We start from the raw sequence: 16,679 nt of genomic DNA, 5'->3' as shown, positions 1-16,679 counted from the left end.
GCCTGCTCGAGCCGTGGACGCGCGAGGGCATCAGCTATGCGCCGCGTGGCGGCTCGGGGCGGGACGGGCCCGCAAGGAGGACCCGGTGCCGGGTCGGACTTCCTGGGGCGGGGCCACGAGCCGCTCGACGTCGCGGGCGCGGTGGCGCGGTCGGCGGCGCTGGATGCGTACACGGAAAGGTTGGATGTGGGTCTGCGCACCCGGCGCACGCCCGCCCGGACCGACCTCGATCTCTCCTCCGACGTGCTCTTCCGCCTCGACAGCGCGCAGCTCACCGGCCAGGCCCGCCGCACCCTCGACGCCGCCGTGACCGACCTGCGCGCCGCCGGCGCCGGGCCGCTGACGATCACCGGCCACACCGACGACTCCGGCACGGCCGCGCACAACATGACGCTCTCCCGCCGGCGCGCGGACGCGGTCGCGGTCGCCTTGCGCGCCGCGCTCCCGGACGACAAGTGGCCGAAGACGGTCGCGGCGAAGGGCGAGACGGCGCCGGTCGTCCCCAACGACTCGGCCGATCATCGCGCGCGCAACCGGCGGGTGACGGTGAGCGCCCCGAAGAGCACGGCCGCGGCGCCCCCACCGGTCCCCGACGTGCCCCTGCCCAAGACCACCGGCAAGGTCGCCGACGCTGCCAAGGGTGCCGGCATCGCGCTTCCGCTCAGCCGCGGCACGGTCAGCTTCACGGCGGGCGAGGCCCGGCTGCTCGGGCCCTTCGCCCAGGTGGACCTGATCGCCACCAACGTCGGCGACGACGACGCCACCGTCCTCGACCTCCTCGGCCAGGGCGTCTTCACGGTCCGCGACGAGTTCGACCCGTTCGCCCCCTACGGCGCGGCGGGCGTCCGGATGATCGCGGGCGGCACGGTGGCGTACAGCCTGGACTACGAGCTGACGGCGGGCAGCCACCGCTGCCTGTGCGACCGCCTGCTCAACCGCGCCATCCCGCCGGGCAGCAGCCAGACGATCGCCCTCTGGTTCCCCGCCCCGCCCGCCGGCACGACCACGGTCACCCTCGACGTCCCGGACACCCTCCGCCTCACCGGCGTTCCCGTCCGCGGCTGACCGCCACCACCGGCGCCGGCGAGCGGCGCGCGAAGTGCGGCGAGCAGCGCGCGAACTGCGGCGAGCAGCGCGCGAACTGCGGCGAGCAGCGCGCGAACTGCGGCGAGCAGCGCGGGAAGCGCGGCGAGCAGCGCGGACCACGCCGGGGTCGAGCGTGGCCCGCGACGATCACCAGCTACCCGGCGCGGCTCTCGGCTGCGCGCCGGCGAACATCGGCTCGGGGACGGGCCGGGGCGGCGGCGGAGCGGAGTGCGAGGATTCGGGAATGGACGCTCCTCCCGCGATCGCTTCGGTGACGGGGCTGGCGCTGATGCCGGATGCTCCCGACGGCGTGACGTGCTGGGCCGGGCAGCTGCGGGACGACCCCGACCTGCGCGTCATGGTGCTGCTCGAGGGGCAGGCGGACGCGCTCGACACCGGCTTCGTCGACCGGATCTGCGCCGACCGCGAGACGCACCTCGCGGCGGCGTCGCAGGCGGCAGGGCTCGGCGGCGAGGTCAGGCGGTGGGATCCGGCGGTGACGTTCCGGGGCGGCCGCTCATGGGAGGTGCGGTTCACCGAGGCGCCCGGCCCCACCGAGCTCGGCCTGCTCGTCGTCTTCGACGGGGAGCGGATCGTGGAGGTCGACGACCTGAGCGACTGGGACTACTAGCCGGACCGGCCCCAACCGTCACGGGTCGTCCGGGCGCAGGCCCCGGCGACAGCGCAAGATCAGCAGGCGGGCGGCAGGTTCAGGGCCGGCCCGACCGTCACATGGTCGGCGACGCCGCTTACCGGAGGCCCCGCTCTCAGGAGTAGTAGGCGTGTGCGGTCGCCGGCGGGGCGCCCGCCTTGCTGTAGCCGCGCAGGATCGCCACGACGGCCTCGCCGAGGAGTGCCCTGTTGACCCCGTCCGCGGTGCCGGTGGTCTCGTCCGCCGACGCGTCGATCCGCAGGTCGCCGATCGGCGTGCCGGTGTCGTCGGCCGGGCGGAACGCCCGCGGGGCCGGCTCGAACAGGACGTAGCCCTGCTGCTGCTCGGCTTCCCAGCGATAGAGCACCTGCGCGCCGGTCGTGTCGCCCTGCGCCCAGACGCCGATGGAAGCCACCATGGTCAGTCCCTCTTTCGATAGCCGAGCCCGGCGCGAGCGACCGCTTCGGGATTGCGTCCCACCGGACGGCCCGGGTCAGCGCCTCCGACAGGGTTTTGACTGACGCGACAGTCCAGGCCGCCCAGGGACTCGGCCCCGCCGCCGAACCGGCGACGAAGGCGTTGGCTGCCCCACTCATGGAAGTCGGGCGGAAGCCAATCCGGGCCGCCCCGCGCAGCGTCAGCTGTAGAGGGCCGGGCGGGCCATCAAGGTGACGGGCACACGGTCGCCGGTGCGGAGGGCCCGGACAGCGGCGTCCGAGGCGACCGCGGCCGCGTAGCCGTCCCAGGCGGTGGGGCCGGTGGGGACGCCGCGGGCGACGGCGTCGGCCCAGTCCTGGAGTTCCAGATCGTAGGCGCGGGCGAAGCGTTCGCGCCAGTCGGCGCCGATGGGGATCGAGGCGGCGCCGTCGTGGCGGACGACGACGGGGGTCGGCGAGGCCAGGGAGGCCGTGCCGTTCTCGCCGACCACCTCGCCGCGGATGTCGTAGCCGTAGCGGATGTTGACCGAGACCTCGACGTCGACGAGGGCGCCGCTCGCCAGCTCGAGGATCAGGAAGATCGGGTCGGCGAGGTCGCCGCCGTTGCGGTTGCCGCGGGGCAGCAGGACGCGGGTGGCGGTGATCTCCTCGCCGAACAGCCAGCGGGCCATGTCGATCTCGTGGACCGCGCTGTCGGTGATGGTGTTCTCCTTCTCGTAGAAGGCGGGCACCCCGGCGTTGCGGTGGGCGCAGTGCATCATCAGCGGCGCGCCGATGCGGCCGCTGTCGACGACCGCCTTGAGCTCCTGGTAGGCCGGGTCGTAGCGGCGCATGTAGCCGACCTGGACGAGGCGTCGCCCGGCCGCCACCTCCGCCTCGACGATGCGCTCGCAGGCGGCGGCCGTCGTGGCGAGGGGCTTCTCGCAGAAGACGGGCTTGCCCGCGGCGATCGCGGCGAGGACGTACTCCTCGTGGGTCGGGCCCCACGAGCACACCAGCACGGCGTCCACCAGAGGGTCGGCGATCACGTCCTGGCCGGTGGGCAGGGCACGGGCGCCGACGGACGCGGCGACCCGGGCGGCCACCGCGGCGTCGACGTCCGTCACGGCCGTCACCGTGACGCCGGCCAGGAGGGTGGACATGCGGCGGATGTGGTCCTGGCCGATCATGCCCGTGCCGACGACTCCGACGTTGATCATGACGGGAGCCTACCGGCCGAGCTCGTGGGACAGCTCGGCCAGCTCGTCGCCGCCGGCCATCCGCGTGGTCAGCTCCTCGAGGGTGACGTCGGAGCGGCCCTTGTCGAGCACCGCCTCGCCGCGCTGGAGGATGACGAAGTGGTCGCCGACCAGGTACGCGTGGTGCGGGTTGTGGGTGATGAAGACGACGCCGAGGCCGGCGTCGCGGGCCGCGGCGATGTACTTGAGGACCACCCCGGACTGCTTGACGCCGAGCGCGGCCGTGGGCTCGTCGAGGATCAGGACGCGGGCGCCGAAGTACACGGCCCGGGCGATCGCCACGCACTGCCGCTGGCCGCCGGAGAGCGTGCCGATGGGCTGGTTGATGTCGGCGACGACGATGCCCATCTTGCGCAGCTCCTCGTCGGCGATCCGGCGCATCTCCTTGACCTTGAGCCCGGCGAGCGGGAAGGAGGACGAGGTCAGCTCGGAGCCGAGGAAGAAGTTGCGCCAGACCTCCATGAGCGGCACCACGGCCAGGTCCTGGTAGACCGTGGCGATGCCCAGGTCGAGGGCCTGGCGCGGCGACCCGAGCGCCACGGGCTTGCCGTCGACGCGCAGGTCGCCCTCGGTGTGCGGGTGCAGCCCCGACATGATCTTGATCAGGGTGGACTTGCCGGCGCCGTTGTCGCCCAGGACGCAGGTGACCTCGCCGGGCAGCACCTGGAGCGAGATGTCGGACAACGCCCGGATCGCCCCGTAGGACTTGCCGACGCCGGCCAGAGAGATGAGCGGCTCAGTCATGCGAGGCACCCTTCCGCGACGAGGTGGCCACCCGCTTGACGTACAGGTTGACCAGGACGGCGAGCAGCAGCATGACGCCCAGGAAGGCCTTGAACCAGTTGGGGTCCCAGCCCGCGTAGACGATGCCCAGGCTGGTCATGCCGAAGATGAACGCGCCGATCGCCACGCCCACCGCGTTGCCGAAGCCGCCGGTCAGCAGCGTCCCGCCGACCACCGCGGCGATGATGTAGAGGAACTCGTTGCCGACGCCGTTGCCCGCCTGCAGCGTGTTGAACCGGAAGAGCGTGTGCATGCCGGCGAACCACGCGAGGAACGACACCGCCATGAACAGCCCGATCTTGGTACGCACCACGGGCACCCCGACCGCGCGGGCACTGTCGGGCGCGCCGCCGACGGCGTAGATCCAGTTGCCCGTACGCGTGCGGGTCAAGATCCACGCGGCCAGCGCGACGAACAGCACCCACCACAGCACCGTGATCCAGATCGTGCTGTCCCCCGCCCGGAAGCTGGACGAGAAGACGGCGCCCAGCGAGTCGAACCCGGCGATCTGGCTGATGTCCGGGCTGGTGACCGAGCCGGTGACCAGCTTGGTGACGCCGAGGTTGGCGCCCTGGAGCACGAAGAAGGTGCCGAGCGTGATGAGGAAGCTGGGGATGCCCGTCCGCATCACCAGCCACCCGTTGAGGAAGCCCACCCCGAGGCAGAACGCCAGCGACAGCAGCGCGCCGACCCACAGGTTGACGCCGAACCACCAGCAGAACTGCGAGGCGACCAGCCCGGCCGTGGTCACCACCACGCCGGCGGAGAGGTCGAACTCCCCGCCGATCATGAGCAACCCCACACCGACCGCGACGATGCCGATCGTCGAGGCCTGATAGAGCACGGTGAACAGCGATTGCGGAGTACGGAACGACGGCGCCACGCTCAGGAAGAACACGAAGATGACGACGGCCGCCACCAGCGCGCCCACCTCGGGGCGCGCCAGGAAGCGGGTGCTGAGAGCCCGGGAGCTCACCGGGTGTTGTTCTTGACGAACGGCGTGATCGTGGCGATGTTCGACTTGTCGACGAACGACGGGCCGGTCAGCACGGCGCGCCCGCCGCCGATGTCGTTGCCGTTCTTCAGGTAGAGGTAGAGCGAGCTGACGGCCAGGTAGCCCTGGGCGTAGGGCTGCTGGTCGATGCTGAACTCGATCTTGCCGTCCTGGACCTGCTGGGCGACCTGGGCGTCGAGGTCGAAGGTCGCCACCTTGGCGGTGCTGGCGGCCTGCTCCTGCGCCTTGATCGTGTCGAGCGCCACCTGCGAGTTGAGCGTGATGACGTAGTCGATGGTCTTGTCCTGGGCCAGCTTGGCCTGGATCGTCGAGGTGACGGCCGCGTCGTCGGCGCCGTTGACCTGGATGTTCTCGGTGCCGGCGACCTTGCTCTTGACGCCGGCGCAGCGGGCCTCGAGCGAGACCGAGCCCTGCTGGTGGATCACGCAGAGCGGGTGCTTCGCCCCGGCCGCGGCGATCCGCTCCCCGGCGCTCTCGCCCGCGACGGTGTCGTCGGAGCCGAAGTACATGAGCGCGCCGAGCTGCTTGTACTGCTCGATGCCGGCGTTGAGGCCGACCACCGGGATCTTGGCCGCGGTGGCCGCCTTGACCGAGCCGGCCAGGGCGTCCGGGGTCACCAGCGTGGTGGCGATGCCGCTGACCTTGGAGTCGACCGCGCTCTGAATCAGCTGCGCCTGCTTGCCGGCGTCCGGGTCGTTGGAGTACTTGAGCGTGACGCCCTCGTCCTTGGCGGCCTGCTCGGCGCCGGCCTTGACCTTGTCCCAGAAGGCGTCGCCCGGCGTCTCGTGCGTGACGAAGGCGATCGTGTAACCGGAGCTGCCCGGGGCGTTGCCGCCGCCCGAGTCGCTGTCGTCGGTTTTCTCTCTGCCGCCGCCGCTGCACGCGGTGACCCCGAGGGTCACCACCGTGGCCAGGGCGAGCAGCCGGACACCGCGCGTGCGGGTCGCGTTCATGGGGACCTCCGGGGAAGTTCAGGACGGGTCAACGGACGAGGATGACCTTGGGGAGTGTAGATGCCCGGCGATCAGAGGTATGCGCGCTGGTCACGCTTGGCCCGCTCGTACGCCTCCCGCGCCGCCTTGGTGCTCTCCAGCGCCGACACGGCGGCCACCGGCACGTCCCACCACGACTCGGAGGACGGCACCGGCGACCGCGGGTCGGTCTCGATGTGCACGACCGTGAGCCGGTCGTTCGCGCGGGCCCGCTTGAGGCCCTCGGCCAGGTCGGCGATCGTCCGGCAGCGGATGACCGCGGCGCCGAGGCTCTCGGCGTTGGCGGCCAGGTCCACGGGCAGGTAGCCGCCGTCGTAGTCCTCCTCGAGGCCCCGGTAGCGGTAGCTCGTGCCGAAGCGCTGCGACCCCACCGACTCGCTCAGCGCGCCGATCGACGCGAACCCGTGGTTCTGCACGAGCACGATGACGAGCTTCACACCCTCGGCGACGGCGGTGACGATCTCCTGCGCCATCATCAGGTACGACCCGTCGCCCACCAGCGCGAACACCTCGCGGCCCGGGTCGGCGAGCTTGATCCCGAGCGCCCCGGCGATCTCGAAGCCCATGCAGGAGTAGCCGTACTCGACGTGGTACTGCTTCGGGTCCCGGGCGCGCCACAGGAGTTGCAGATCACCGGGCATGCTGCCGGCCGCCTGCACGACGACGTCCCGCTCGCCGCACGCCTCGTTCACCGCGCCGAGCACCTCGCTCTGCGCCGGCAGGGGTCCATGCCCGAGATGAAATGCTTTGTCCACCGTACGGGACCAGTCCGCGACCGCCGGCGCCCACGTGTTCCCGACCCGGAAGCCCCCCAGCGCCGTCAGCCCCTCCCGAGCGTCCGCGACCAGGGCCGTCGCCCCGAGCTTGTGCGCGTCGAAGGAGGCCACATTCACATTGACAAAACAGGCGTCGGCCGCGAAAGCCGTGGAGGACGCGGTCGTGAAGTCGCTGTACCGGGTCCCGACGCCCAGGATCACGTCGGCGGAAGCCGCGAGCTTGTTGGCGACCGGAGTGCCCGTGGCGCCCACTCCCCCGACCGCGCTCGGGTGGTCCCACGGGATCGCACCCTTGCCGGCCTGGGTGTCCGCGACCGGAATGCCGGTACGGTCGGCGAAGTCGATCAACGCGGCGGACGCGCCCGAGTAGATCACTCCCCCGCCGGCGATGAGCAGCGGCCGGCGCGCGCTCGCCAGCACCGCCGAGGCGCGGGCCAGCGCAGCGGGCTCGGGCACCGGGCGCGGCACGTGCCACACGCGCTTGGCGAAGAGCGCGGGCGGGAAGTCGTACGCCTCGGTCTGCACGTCCTGCGGCAGGCAGAGGGTGACCGCCCCCGTCTCGGCCGGGTCGAACAGGACCTGCATGGCGCGAAGCAGGGCGGACGGGAGCTGCTCGGGCCGCCAGATCCGGTCGAAGAACTTCGACAGCGGCCGGAACGCGTCGTTCACCGACGTGTCGCCCGAGCCCGGCTGCTCCAGCTCCTGCAGCACCGGCGGCGCCACGCGCGTCGCGAACACGTCGCTGGGCAGCAGCAGCACCGGCAACCGGTTGACGGTCGCCAGCGCCGCCCCGGTCAGCATGTTCGTCGAGCCGGGCCCGATCGAGGCCGTGCACGCGTACGCGGCAAGGCGGTCCCGCATCCTGGCGAAGCCGGCCGCGATGTGGACCATGGCCTGCTCGTTGCGGGCGAGGTGGTAGGGCAGGCCGGCCTCGCCGGTGCGCTGGGCCTGCAGCAGCGCCTGCCCGATCCCGGCGACGTTGCCGTGCCCGAAGATGCCCCACACGCCGGGAATCGCGCGCTGCTCGGTGCCGTCGCGCTCGGTCCACTGGTTCGCCAGGAACCGCACCACGGCCTGCGCGACGGTCAGCCTCACGGTCGTCTCCTCTCCCGGGCCGACGTCAGCGGCAGCCGATCGTCGACCTCCTGGCGGCTCCACGAGCTGCGCACCCACGCGTGCGCCGGGTCGTCGGAGAACAGCCAGCGGCGCTCGCCGGCGCCCGCCATCACGTTCAGGTAGTAGAGGTCGTAGCCCGGCGCCGCCATCGACGGGCCGTGCCAGCCGTGCGGGATGAGCACCGTGTCGCCGCTGCGGACCTCGGCGCAGACGTCGATGGGGCGCCCCGGGCGGCCGTACACCCGCTGGAAGCCGGCCCCGGCAGTGCCCGCCGGCGAGCCGCCCACCTCGAAGTAGTAGATCTCCTCGAGCGCGGTCTCGCCGGAGGTCTCCTCGTCGTGCTTGTGCGGTGGCCACGACGACCAGTTGCCGCCGGGCGTGAGCACCTCGACCGCGATGAGCCGGTCCGCCTCGAACGACTCCGGCGTGCAGAAGTTGTTGACCTGGCGGCTGGCCTGCCCGGCGCCGCGCAGCTCGACCGGGACCTGCTCGGCCGGCCCGTAGCGGAACGGCAGCCCCGGCCGTGCCCGGGCGCTGGGCAGCGCGAACCGCCCGCCGTTGCCGGCGCGCAGGGTCACCGAGGTGCCCGGCGGCACGTACGCGAAATCGGTCACCCGCGAGAACACCGACCGCCGCCCGGTCAGCGTGAGCCGCTCGTCGTCGCAGGTCACGTCGCAGCCGCCGGAGAGCGGCAGCACGATCATCTCGTCGTCCCCGGTCGGGAAGCTGACCCGCTGCCCGATGCCCAGCTCCAGCACCCGCAGCCCGCTGTAGCCCCACCCGGCGCTCTCCGGGGTCACCGCCGGGTCGAACGGCCCGGATCCGCCGTCACCGCGGCGCACGACGTACGTCACAGCAGGCTCACCGCCCGGTCGACCGCCGCCGCGACGTCGCCGCCCGGCGGATACAGCAGGCTGCGCCCGACCACCAGCCCCTGCACGGCCCTGTTCGCGAGCGCCTTGCCCCACCCCGCGTAGACGGCGTCGGCGTCCGCGCTGACCTCGCCGCCCAGCAGCAGCACCGGCAAGGTGGTCGCGGCCAGCACCCGGTCCAGGTCCGGCACGACGGGGATCTTCAACCAGGTGTACGCCGACGTGGTCCCGAGCCCGGCGGCGATCGACACGGCCCGGACCATCGCGTCCGCCGTCAGCTCCGTGCGCAGCCGGCCCTCCTCCCGGTACGCCAGGAAGGGTTCGACCATCGCCATCAGCCGCTGCCGGGCCAGGGCGGTCACCGCCGCCGCGCAGCCCTGCAACGTGTCCGCGGTCGCGGCGTCCGAGTAGTCGAGCCGCAGCAGCATCTTCCCGCCCTCGAACCCGGCCGCGGCGAGACTGTCCGCGTCGTACCCGGTGAACCGGTCGTCCACCTCGAACGCCGCGCCGGCCAGCCCGCCCCGGTTCATCGAGCCGATCACGACCTTGTCGTCCAGCGCCCCGAGCAGCAGCAGGTCCTCGAGGATGTCGGGGCTGCCCAGCACGCCGTTGACCCCGGGCCGGCCCAGCGCCACCCGCAGCCGGGCCAGCAGGTCCGCGCGGTCGGCCATGGCGAACCGGTCCGGCCCCGCGGCCAGCGCTCCCCGCGCCGGATGATCCGCGGCGATGATCATCAGGCGTCCGTGCTCCCCCCGCCAGGACCCCGGGCGCCGCCGCTCCCGGGCCGCGCTGGCTATCGCATCCGGCCGATCGGCACGCGCCGCGACGATCTCGTGCACCTCGAGCATCAGTCCCCCTGACTGGTGGGTTGCCACGCGGGGAATTCGTTTCGATGTAATAACGGGGATGCTGCGAGGTCAATACGCCGGGCGATCGACGCGACCAGGTAACTCACTTTCCCGCCGCGGTCGCCGGGGCTAGGTTCGGGGCATGCCCGGTGTCTCCCGCACGCGCTGACGCTTCCGCTCATCGCGTGCTGCCCTCGAATCGTGCGGCACGTCCCCTCCGGACCGAAGGGGCTCCTTCGTGCTGCCGAGCCTGTGGCATCATCCTGACTTCCGCCGGTTGTGGGCCGGGCAGACGGCCTCCCAGCTAGGCGAGCACACCAGCCTGGTGATCATCCCGCTGGTCGCCGTGCTCAGCCTGCACGCCGCCCCCGATCAGCTCGGCCTCCTGCGCGCCGCCGGGCAGGCGCCGATGCTGCTGCTGACCCTGCTCGCGGGCGTGTGGGTGGACCGCCTGCGCACCCGGACCGTCATGGTCGCCGCCGACGCCGGCCGCGCGCTGGCCCTGGGCGCGATCGCCGTGGTGGTCCCGCTGACCGGCATCGGCCTGCCCGCGCTGGCGGTCGTCGCCTTCGCCGTCGGGTCGCTGTCGGTGCTGTTCGACGTCGCCTATCAGACCTCCCTGCCCCGCCTGGTGCGCCGCGACCAGCTCCTGCGGGGCACCAGCGCCGTCGAGGGCAGCCGCTCGGCCGCCCAGATCGCCGGCCCGGCCCTCGGCGGCTCGCTGGTCTCCCTGCTGTCCGCGCCGGTCGCCTGCGCGGCGGGCGCCCTGCTCTTCGTCGCGTCGTCCGGATCGATCGCCCGCATCCGGCACCGGGAGACGGTGGCGCCGCCCGAGGGCCGCAGCTGGCGGCACCTCCGCCTCGTGGCACGCGAGCCGCTGCTGCGCACGATGGCCCTCGCCTCGGCGGCGTTCCAGTTCTCCTTCGCCGCCCTGATGACCGCGTATCTGGTGTTCCTGCCCCGGGACCTGGGGCTGTCCGGGGCGGAGATCGGGCTCGTGCTCGCCGCCGTCGGACCGGGTGCCCTGGCTGGCTCCCTGCTGGCGGCTCGCCTGCCGGGCCGCTACGGCCACGGTCCGGTGCTCGTCGTGGCGGCCGCTCTGGGGGACGGCGTCCTGCTGGGCATCCCCTTCGCCGGGTCGGCGGTGGCCCCGCTCGTCCTGATCAACTTCGTGTTCGGGGCGCTGGGACAGCTGGTCAACGTGACGATGACCACCGTACGCCAGGCGATCTCCCCACCGGAGTTCCAAGGCCGCATCGCGGCGACGATCATGTTCGCGGGAATGGGCGCGACGCCGGCCGGCTCGCTGGCGGGTGGCTTCCTCGCCGCGCACGTCGGCCTGCGTCCGGCGCTGCTGATAGCGGCCATCGGCATGCAGCTGTCCCCGGCACTGATGGCACTGTCCCCCTTGGGCCGGCTGGGCCGGGAACTTGCCGAAGACGGCGCACAACCCCGGTCGGCGAGCGAGCCGACATGACGCGCTGCAATGACGTTCATCCTCTGCTACCACCGCGAGAACGAAGCGCTCTGCCACGGACGAATGGGTGCACGACAAGCACGGACCGGCCCGGGCAAGAGATGCTCGCCGAAGGCAAGGTGCGGGACAGCAGCGGCCGGCCGCGCCCCGGAGCGTCAGGCGACGACGAAGGAGCGCTTGGAGAGGCCCATCCAGAAGCCGTCGATGGGCTGGCCGGCGCTCTGCTCGGGGTCGCTCGACGCGCCCAGCGTCAGGAACATCGGGGCGAAGTGCTCGATCGTCGGGTGCGCGTAGGGCATGCCCGGCGCGCGGCTGCGGAAGTCGGCCAGCTCGTCGACCGCGCCCCGGGTCAGGGTCTCGGCGGCCCAGGCGTCGAACTCGCGGGACCAGCCCGGGGCGGCGGCGTCGGGGTGCCACTCGCGCAGGAACGGCAGGCCGTGCGTGGTGAAGCCGGACCCGACGACCAGGACACCCTCCTCGCGCAGCGGGGCCAGGCGGCGGCCCAGGTCGAGCAGGCGGTCGGGCTCCAGCGTCGGCAGGGACATCTGGAGCACGGGGATGTCGGCGTCGGGATACATGACCGTCAGCGGGACGTACGCGCCGTGGTCGAGGCCCCGGTTCGTCCGGGCGACGTGCTCGCTGTCGGGCATCAGCTTCTCGATGCGGTCGGCGAGCTCCGGGGCGCCGGGGGCCCGGTACTGCACCTCGTAGTACTTCTGCGCGAAGCCGCCGAAGTCGTACACCAGCGGCACCGGCTCGGTGGCGCCGAGCATCAGGGGCGCCGACTCCCAGTGCGCGGAGGCCATGAGGATCGCCCTGGGGCGCGGCAGGCCGGCCGCGAGCTGCCGCAGCTGCTCGACCCAGACCGGGCTGTCGACCAGCGGCGGGGCGCCGTGGCTGAGGAAGAGCGCGGGCATGGTGCTCATGGCGGCCTCCGGTTGAAACTTCAACTAACCAGCCTCACGGTACGTCCGGTTACTTGATTCGTCAACCAAAGACCGCCAAGGGCCGCCGACGGCCGGGGGCTACGACGGCAGCGTGGCGAGGCGCGGCCACAGCTCGGCGAGGGTCGCGGCCCCGGCCAGCAGCACGTCCACCGACGCGCTCTCGTCGCCGTCGTGCCAGTTGTCCTCGGGCAGTCCCGTGCCGAAGAACACCACCGGCGCCCCGAGCTTGCGCGCCAGCAGCTCGGCCGGCCCGCCTCCGGCGTTGCCCATCCGCCCCACGGGACGTCCGAAGCCGGCCGCCATCGCCTCCGCCAGGGCCGCCACGGCGGGGTGGTCGCGCGGCGTCCGGTACGGCGCCTGGTCGGTCTCCGTGCCCACGGTCAGCCGGTAGCCGACCCGGTCGTCCAGCGCGTCCGCGACCCAGCGGCGGACCTGCTCGGCGACCGTCTCCGGGCGCTGCCCCTCGGCCGTACGGAAGCTGATCGTGGCCGAGGCGACGGCCGGGATCGCGCCGCGCGACGGGCCGTCGTCGTCGCCCGACACCAGCGAGATGACCTCCGCCGCGGGCCGGGCCCAGAGGCGCTCGAGGACGGTGAAGCCCTCCTCGCCGCCGATGCTGCGGGTGCGGGAGCGGGCGAGCCAGTCCTCGTCGCTGTACGGCAGGGCGGCCAGCTCCGCGCGGGTCTGCTCGGACGGCTCCACCACGTCGTCGTAGAAGCCGGGCACCGTGATGCGCCCCTTGTCGTCGTGCAGGCGGGCCAGCAGCGCGGCCAGCTCGAGCGCGGGGTTGGGCGCCGGGCCGGAGACGGCGCCGCTGTGGATGTCCGTCAGGGGGCCGTACACCTCGATCCGGGCCAGCGTCAGACCGCGCAGGCCGAGGCAGACCGCGGGGTGCTCGGCGTGCCAGAGCAACGTGTCCGAGAAGACGACGAGGTCCGCGCTGACGCCGTGCTCGTCGAGCAGGCCCGCCAGCGAGGCGGACCCGGTCTCCTCCTCGCCCTCCACGAGCACCTTGAGGTTGACCGCGGGGGCGTCGCGCCCGGTGGCGGCCAGGTGGGCACGCAGGCCCCAGAGGTGGGCGACGATCTGCCCCTTGGCGTCCGAGGCGCCCCGGCCGAACAAGCGCCCCTCGCGCAGCACCGGCTCGAAGGCCGCGGTCTGCTCCCAGGTGTCGTCCTTGGCCGCCCGCACGTCGTGGTGGCTGTAGATCAGCACGGTCGGGGCGCCGGGGGCGGCGCACCACTCGGCGTAGACGGCGTTCGCGGCCCACACCTCGACTGTCGGAAATCCGATCTCAGAAAGCTTGCCACGCAACCAGTTCGCCGACCGCAGCAGATCGGTCGCGTGCTCGGGTGCGCCGGCCACCGACGGCACCCGGAGCCATTCGCTCAACTCCCGCACCAGGTCAGCGCGGTGTTCGGACAGGTGGCCGTGGATTGATCGCATCGCAGCTCTCTTCATGATCTCGGGAATCCGCGCGGCGCATACCCGTCCTGGAGCCGGGGACACCATAGTCGTGTGACCTCTTTGCGTTGCGCATCTTGTCACCTGATCGAAGGACCCAGCTGAGCGCGCCACCGATCAGCTCCGCGGACCCACCCGCCAGCTCGAAAGGGATCATTGTGCCGCCCATTCCGGCGCCCCTCGCCGACGACCTGTTCCTGGCCGCCCACGACTCCGTGCACGGCCGCTGCCTGCTCAGCCCCGCCATCCTCGGCCTCGGCCTGGGCGGCGCGGTGCTCGCCGAGCTGGTGCTCGGCCAACGCCTCGACGTCCGGGGCGACCACCTCGCCCTGCTCGACGACCGGCCCACCGGCGACGTCGCGAGCGCCGCGGTGCTCGGCCACATCATCCGGGACGCCGACCGCGGCGTGCGCGACTGGATCGCGTACCTGGGCGGGGGGATCGCCCCCGACCTCGTCGGTCGCCGCCTGGCCCGGACCGGGCAGGTCCGCCGCCTGGCCCGCCGCTCCTTCTTCGGCACCAAGCTGATCACCGAGCCGGTCGACTCGGTCGCGTCCGGGCGCCCGGGCACCCGGGTCCGGGTCGCCGCCGAGCGCCGCGAGCCGCTGCCGCGGACGGACCTGACGCTGGCCGGGCTGATCTTCGCCACGGGCCTCGACCAGTACGCCCTCGCCACGGTCGGCACCGCCGGCCGCAAGCACCTCCTCGACCTGCTGCGCCGGCGCCTGCCGGAGCCGCTGCAACGCCTCCTCGGCCACGCGGAGGCGGCCGTCGGCGAGGCCGTCCTGGCCCGCCGCGCCTGACCGGCACACCCCTCACCTCACCTAGGAGCACAGTTGCCTTACACCCCTGCCGCCGCGGCACCCCTGCACGTGTCGGCCGCCCTCGCCCGCGACCGCCTGGGCGTCGCCGCGGTCGTGTTCTTCGTGATGTCGGCCGCCGCGCCGCTCACCGTCGTCGCCGGCGTCGTCCCGACCGGTCTCGCCGTCACCGGGCTCACCGCCATGCCGATCGCCTTCCTGGCGGTCGCGCTCGTGCTCGCGGTGTTCTCGGTCGGCTACGTCGCCATGGCCCGGCACATCGCCAACGCCGGCGCCTTCTACGCGTACATCGCCCGCGGCCTCGGCCGTCCGCTCGGGGTGGGTGCCGCGTGGGTCGCGCTGGCTGCCTACAACAGCTTCCAGGTCGCCGCGTACGGAGGCTTCGGCGCCATCGCCGCACCCCTGCTCGCCGGCTGGACGGGCGCCGAGCTCCCGTGGTGGCTCATCGCGCTCGTGGCCTGGGCGCTCACGGCCGTCCTCGGCGTCCGCGACGTCGCCGTCAACGGCCGGGTCCTGGCCACCCTGCTCGTCGCCGAGGTCGTGCTCGTCGTGGTCTTCGGCGCCGCCGACCTCACCACCGCCGGCTTCCGTCCCGCCCCGGCGGCGCTCGACCCCGCGCAGCTCACCGGGGCCGGGGCGGGCGCGCTGCTGGTCATGGCGGTCACCGGCTTCGTCGGCTTCGAGCAGTCCGTCGTGTTCAGCGAGGAGTCACGCGACCCGCGCCGGACCGTGCCCCGGGCCACGTACGTCGCCATCGCCCTCATCGCCGGCCTCTACGCCTTCGCGTCCTGGGCGATGGTCTCGGCCGCGGGCACCGGTGCCGTCGCCCGCGCCGCCGCCGAGGGCCCCGAGCTGTTCTTCGTGCTCGCCGCCGACCGGCTCGGCACCGTGGCCGTCCATCTCGGTCACGCGCTGTTCCTGACGTCGCTGATCGCGGCCATGATCTCCTTCCACAACATCATCTCCCGGTACGCCTTCGCACTCGGCCGCGAGGGCGTCCTGCCCCGGGCGTTCGGCCGCACCGTGCCCGCCACGGGCGCCCCGAAGAACGGCTCGCTCGTGCAGTCGGCGTTCGGGCTGGCGGTGATCGTCGCGTACGCGGTGCTCGGCGGCGACCCGCTCGTCCAGCTCTTCTTCTGGGGCGGAACGGCGGGCGGGCTCGGCGTGCTGCTGCTCATCACCGTGACCTCGGCCGCGGTGATCGCGTACTTCGCGCGCCGCGCCCGGCTGGAGAACGTCTGGCGCCGGCTCCTCGCCCCCTCCGCGGCGACGGTGCTGCTGGCGGGCATGACGACGCTGACGATCCGGCACCTGGCCACCGTGCTCGGGGTCGCGCCGACCTCGCCGCTCACCTGGGCGCTGCCGGGGGCGTACCTCATGCTCACCGGGCTGGGCGTGGCCTGGGCGCTCACCCTGCGCCGCACCCGCCCGGCCGTCTACGAGGGCATCGGGCGCGGCGCCCGCAGCAGCCGCATCTTCACCTTCGGCTTCGACGCCACGGGGGCCGGCCGATGAGCGGCATCCGTCCGGCGCGCGGCGACGAGATCCCCGCGGTGGGCGCCCTGATCGGCCACGCCTTCGACCACCTGCCGCAGAACAGGGCGCTGGTGCCCGACGCCGGGGCGCGGCTGCGGGTCATGACCGGCTTCTTCACGCTCATGGCCGAGCTGGCCGCCCCGCCCGCCGGGTGCGTCGAGGTCATCCCGGGACCCGACGGCGGGCCCGCAGCGGCGGCGGTCTGGTTCGACCGTACGGCGCCCGCCGCGCCCCCGTCCGCCTACGGCGACCGCCTCGCCGCCGTCGCCGGCCGCTGGGTGCCGCACTTCGCGGGCCTGGAGACGCTGCTCGAGGAGCACCACCCCGGCGTGCCGCACTGGCACCTCGCCTTCCTGGCCGTGCACCCGCACCACCAGCGCGCCGGGCTGGGGTCGGCCCTCCTGCAGCACCGGCACGCCCGGCTCGCGGCCCCGGTGTACGTCGAGGCGACCAACGAGTTCAACGCCGCGCTCTACCGGCGGCACCACTACCGCCGGCTGGTCCCGTACGAGATCACGCTCCCGGACGGCACCCCGTTCTACCGCCTGTGGCGCCCGCACCTCACCCGAGCCGCTCCGGCTGCCGTCCCTGCGGCGCCCTGACCGATTCCGTCCCTTTG

16 protein-coding genes are annotated in these 16,679 nt (G+C 73.2%); 6 read left to right on the top strand and 10 right to left on the bottom strand.

Going from position 1 to position 16,679, the window contains the following annotated elements; genetic code table 11:
* Both RBH18_RS37395 and RBH18_RS37390 read left to right on the top strand, forming a co-directional pair.
* Positions 1 to 1,065 (top strand): OmpA family protein (locus tag RBH18_RS37395; protein ID WP_306215234.1); only part of this gene is annotated, 1,065 nt, incomplete at its 5' end.
* 265 nt (positions 1,066 to 1,330) lie between these two features.
* Positions 1,331 to 1,717, top strand: a complete 387-nt coding sequence (locus RBH18_RS37390; protein WP_306215233.1) for a hypothetical protein — start codon at positions 1,331 to 1,333, stop codon at positions 1,715 to 1,717.
* 136 nt (positions 1,718 to 1,853) lie between these two features.
* On the opposite strand, the gene RBH18_RS37385 is transcribed toward RBH18_RS37390, so the two are convergent.
* The 8 genes from RBH18_RS37385 to RBH18_RS37350 form a co-directional block, all read right to left on the bottom strand.
* Positions 1,854 to 2,156 carry a hypothetical protein gene (locus RBH18_RS37385; protein ID WP_306215232.1) on the bottom strand — a complete coding sequence of 101 codons (303 nt, stop codon included), beginning with the start codon at positions 2,154 to 2,156 and terminating at the stop codon, positions 1,854 to 1,856.
* Between the two features lie 219 nt (positions 2,157 to 2,375).
* Positions 2,376 to 3,374 (bottom strand): Gfo/Idh/MocA family oxidoreductase, encoded by a 999-nt coding sequence (locus RBH18_RS37380; protein WP_306215231.1) that lies wholly within the window; start codon positions 3,372 to 3,374, stop codon positions 2,376 to 2,378.
* A 9-nt stretch (positions 3,375 to 3,383) separates the two neighbouring features.
* Positions 3,384 to 4,157 carry an ATP-binding cassette domain-containing protein gene (locus RBH18_RS37375; RefSeq protein ID WP_306215230.1) on the bottom strand — a complete coding sequence of 258 codons (774 nt, stop codon included), beginning with the start codon at positions 4,155 to 4,157 and terminating at the stop codon, positions 3,384 to 3,386.
* Positions 4,150 to 5,172, bottom strand: a complete 1,023-nt coding sequence (locus tag RBH18_RS37370) for an ABC transporter permease (RefSeq protein ID WP_306215229.1) — start codon at positions 5,170 to 5,172, stop codon at positions 4,150 to 4,152. Before RBH18_RS37370 ends, RBH18_RS37375 begins: the two co-directional genes overlap by 8 nt.
* Positions 5,169 to 6,164: a sugar ABC transporter substrate-binding protein gene (locus tag RBH18_RS37365; RefSeq protein ID WP_306215228.1), complete on the bottom strand. Its 996-nt coding sequence runs from the start codon at positions 6,162 to 6,164 to the stop codon at positions 5,169 to 5,171. The genes RBH18_RS37370 and RBH18_RS37365 overlap by 4 nt, the downstream gene beginning before the upstream one ends.
* Before the next feature lie 71 nt (positions 6,165 to 6,235).
* Positions 6,236 to 8,074 (bottom strand): 3D-(3,5/4)-trihydroxycyclohexane-1,2-dione acylhydrolase (decyclizing), encoded by a 1,839-nt coding sequence (iolD, locus tag RBH18_RS37360; RefSeq protein ID WP_306215227.1) that lies wholly within the window; start codon positions 8,072 to 8,074, stop codon positions 6,236 to 6,238.
* A complete protein-coding gene (gene iolB, locus RBH18_RS37355) occupies positions 8,071 to 8,949 on the bottom strand; it encodes a 5-deoxy-glucuronate isomerase (RefSeq protein ID WP_306215226.1) in 879 nt (292 codons plus the stop codon). Before iolB ends, iolD begins: the two co-directional genes overlap by 4 nt.
* On the bottom strand, positions 8,946 to 9,701 hold the full coding sequence (locus tag RBH18_RS37350; RefSeq protein ID WP_306215225.1) for a Cgl0159 family (beta/alpha)8-fold protein: 756 nt from the start codon (positions 9,699 to 9,701) through the stop codon (positions 8,946 to 8,948). Before RBH18_RS37350 ends, iolB begins: the two co-directional genes overlap by 4 nt.
* Positions 9,702 to 10,053: 352 nt before the next feature.
* Between RBH18_RS37350 and RBH18_RS37345 the strand changes: the two genes are divergently transcribed.
* Positions 10,054 to 11,292 carry an MFS transporter gene (locus tag RBH18_RS37345; protein WP_306215224.1) on the top strand — a complete coding sequence of 413 codons (1,239 nt, stop codon included), beginning with the start codon at positions 10,054 to 10,056 and terminating at the stop codon, positions 11,290 to 11,292.
* 155 nt (positions 11,293 to 11,447) lie between these two features.
* On the opposite strand, the gene RBH18_RS37340 is transcribed toward RBH18_RS37345, so the two are convergent.
* Both RBH18_RS37340 and RBH18_RS37335 read right to left on the bottom strand, forming a co-directional pair.
* Complete coding sequence (locus RBH18_RS37340; protein ID WP_306215223.1) at positions 11,448 to 12,218, bottom strand: dioxygenase family protein; 771 nt, start codon at positions 12,216 to 12,218, stop codon at positions 11,448 to 11,450.
* Positions 12,219 to 12,317: 99 nt separating this feature from the next.
* Positions 12,318 to 13,685 (bottom strand): M20/M25/M40 family metallo-hydrolase, encoded by a 1,368-nt coding sequence (locus RBH18_RS37335; RefSeq protein WP_306215222.1) that lies wholly within the window; start codon positions 13,683 to 13,685, stop codon positions 12,318 to 12,320.
* A gap of 176 nt (positions 13,686 to 13,861) precedes the next feature.
* Here RBH18_RS37335 and RBH18_RS37330 point away from each other — a divergent pair, with 176 nt between their 5' ends.
* The 3 genes from RBH18_RS37330 to RBH18_RS37320 are packed head-to-tail and all read left to right on the top strand — an operon-like array spanning position 13,862 to position 16,662.
* Positions 13,862 to 14,506, top strand: coding sequence for a GOLPH3/VPS74 family protein (locus tag RBH18_RS37330; protein ID WP_306215221.1), 645 nt, complete (start codon positions 13,862 to 13,864; stop codon positions 14,504 to 14,506).
* A 33-nt stretch (positions 14,507 to 14,539) separates the two neighbouring features.
* Complete coding sequence (locus RBH18_RS37325; RefSeq protein ID WP_306215220.1) at positions 14,540 to 16,039, top strand: APC family permease; 1,500 nt, start codon at positions 14,540 to 14,542, stop codon at positions 16,037 to 16,039.
* Positions 16,036 to 16,662 (top strand): GNAT family N-acetyltransferase, encoded by a 627-nt coding sequence (locus RBH18_RS37320; protein ID WP_306215219.1) that lies wholly within the window; start codon positions 16,036 to 16,038, stop codon positions 16,660 to 16,662. Before RBH18_RS37325 ends, RBH18_RS37320 begins: the two co-directional genes overlap by 4 nt.
* The last annotated feature ends 17 nt before the right edge of the window (positions 16,663 to 16,679 follow it).

Source organism: Actinoplanes oryzae (assembly GCF_030757795.1).
Lineage (GTDB): Bacteria > Actinomycetota > Actinomycetes > Mycobacteriales > Micromonosporaceae > Actinoplanes.
Note: the sequence above shows the minus strand (reverse complement) of the source record. Positions and strands in the feature narration are given on the sequence as shown.

Coding starts and splice junctions, on each gene's coding strand:
- RBH18_RS37375 (WP_306215230.1), bottom strand. CDS start 4,157: ATGACTGAGCCGCTCATCTCTCTGGCCGGCGTCGGCAAGTCCTACGGG.
- RBH18_RS37350 (WP_306215225.1), bottom strand. CDS start 9,701: ATGATCATCGCCGCGGATCATCCGGCGCGGGGAGCGCTGGCCGCGGGG.
- RBH18_RS37385 (WP_306215232.1), bottom strand. CDS start 2,156: ATGGTGGCTTCCATCGGCGTCTGGGCGCAGGGCGACACGACCGGCGCG.
- RBH18_RS37340 (WP_306215223.1), bottom strand. CDS start 12,218: ATGAGCACCATGCCCGCGCTCTTCCTCAGCCACGGCGCCCCGCCGCTG.
- RBH18_RS37335 (WP_306215222.1), bottom strand. CDS start 13,685: ATGCGATCAATCCACGGCCACCTGTCCGAACACCGCGCTGACCTGGTG.
- RBH18_RS37365 (WP_306215228.1), bottom strand. CDS start 6,164: ATGAACGCGACCCGCACGCGCGGTGTCCGGCTGCTCGCCCTGGCCACG.
- RBH18_RS37320 (WP_306215219.1), top strand. CDS start 16,036: ATGAGCGGCATCCGTCCGGCGCGCGGCGACGAGATCCCCGCGGTGGGC.
- RBH18_RS37390 (WP_306215233.1), top strand. CDS start 1,331: ATGGACGCTCCTCCCGCGATCGCTTCGGTGACGGGGCTGGCGCTGATG.
- RBH18_RS37380 (WP_306215231.1), bottom strand. CDS start 3,374: ATGATCAACGTCGGAGTCGTCGGCACGGGCATGATCGGCCAGGACCAC.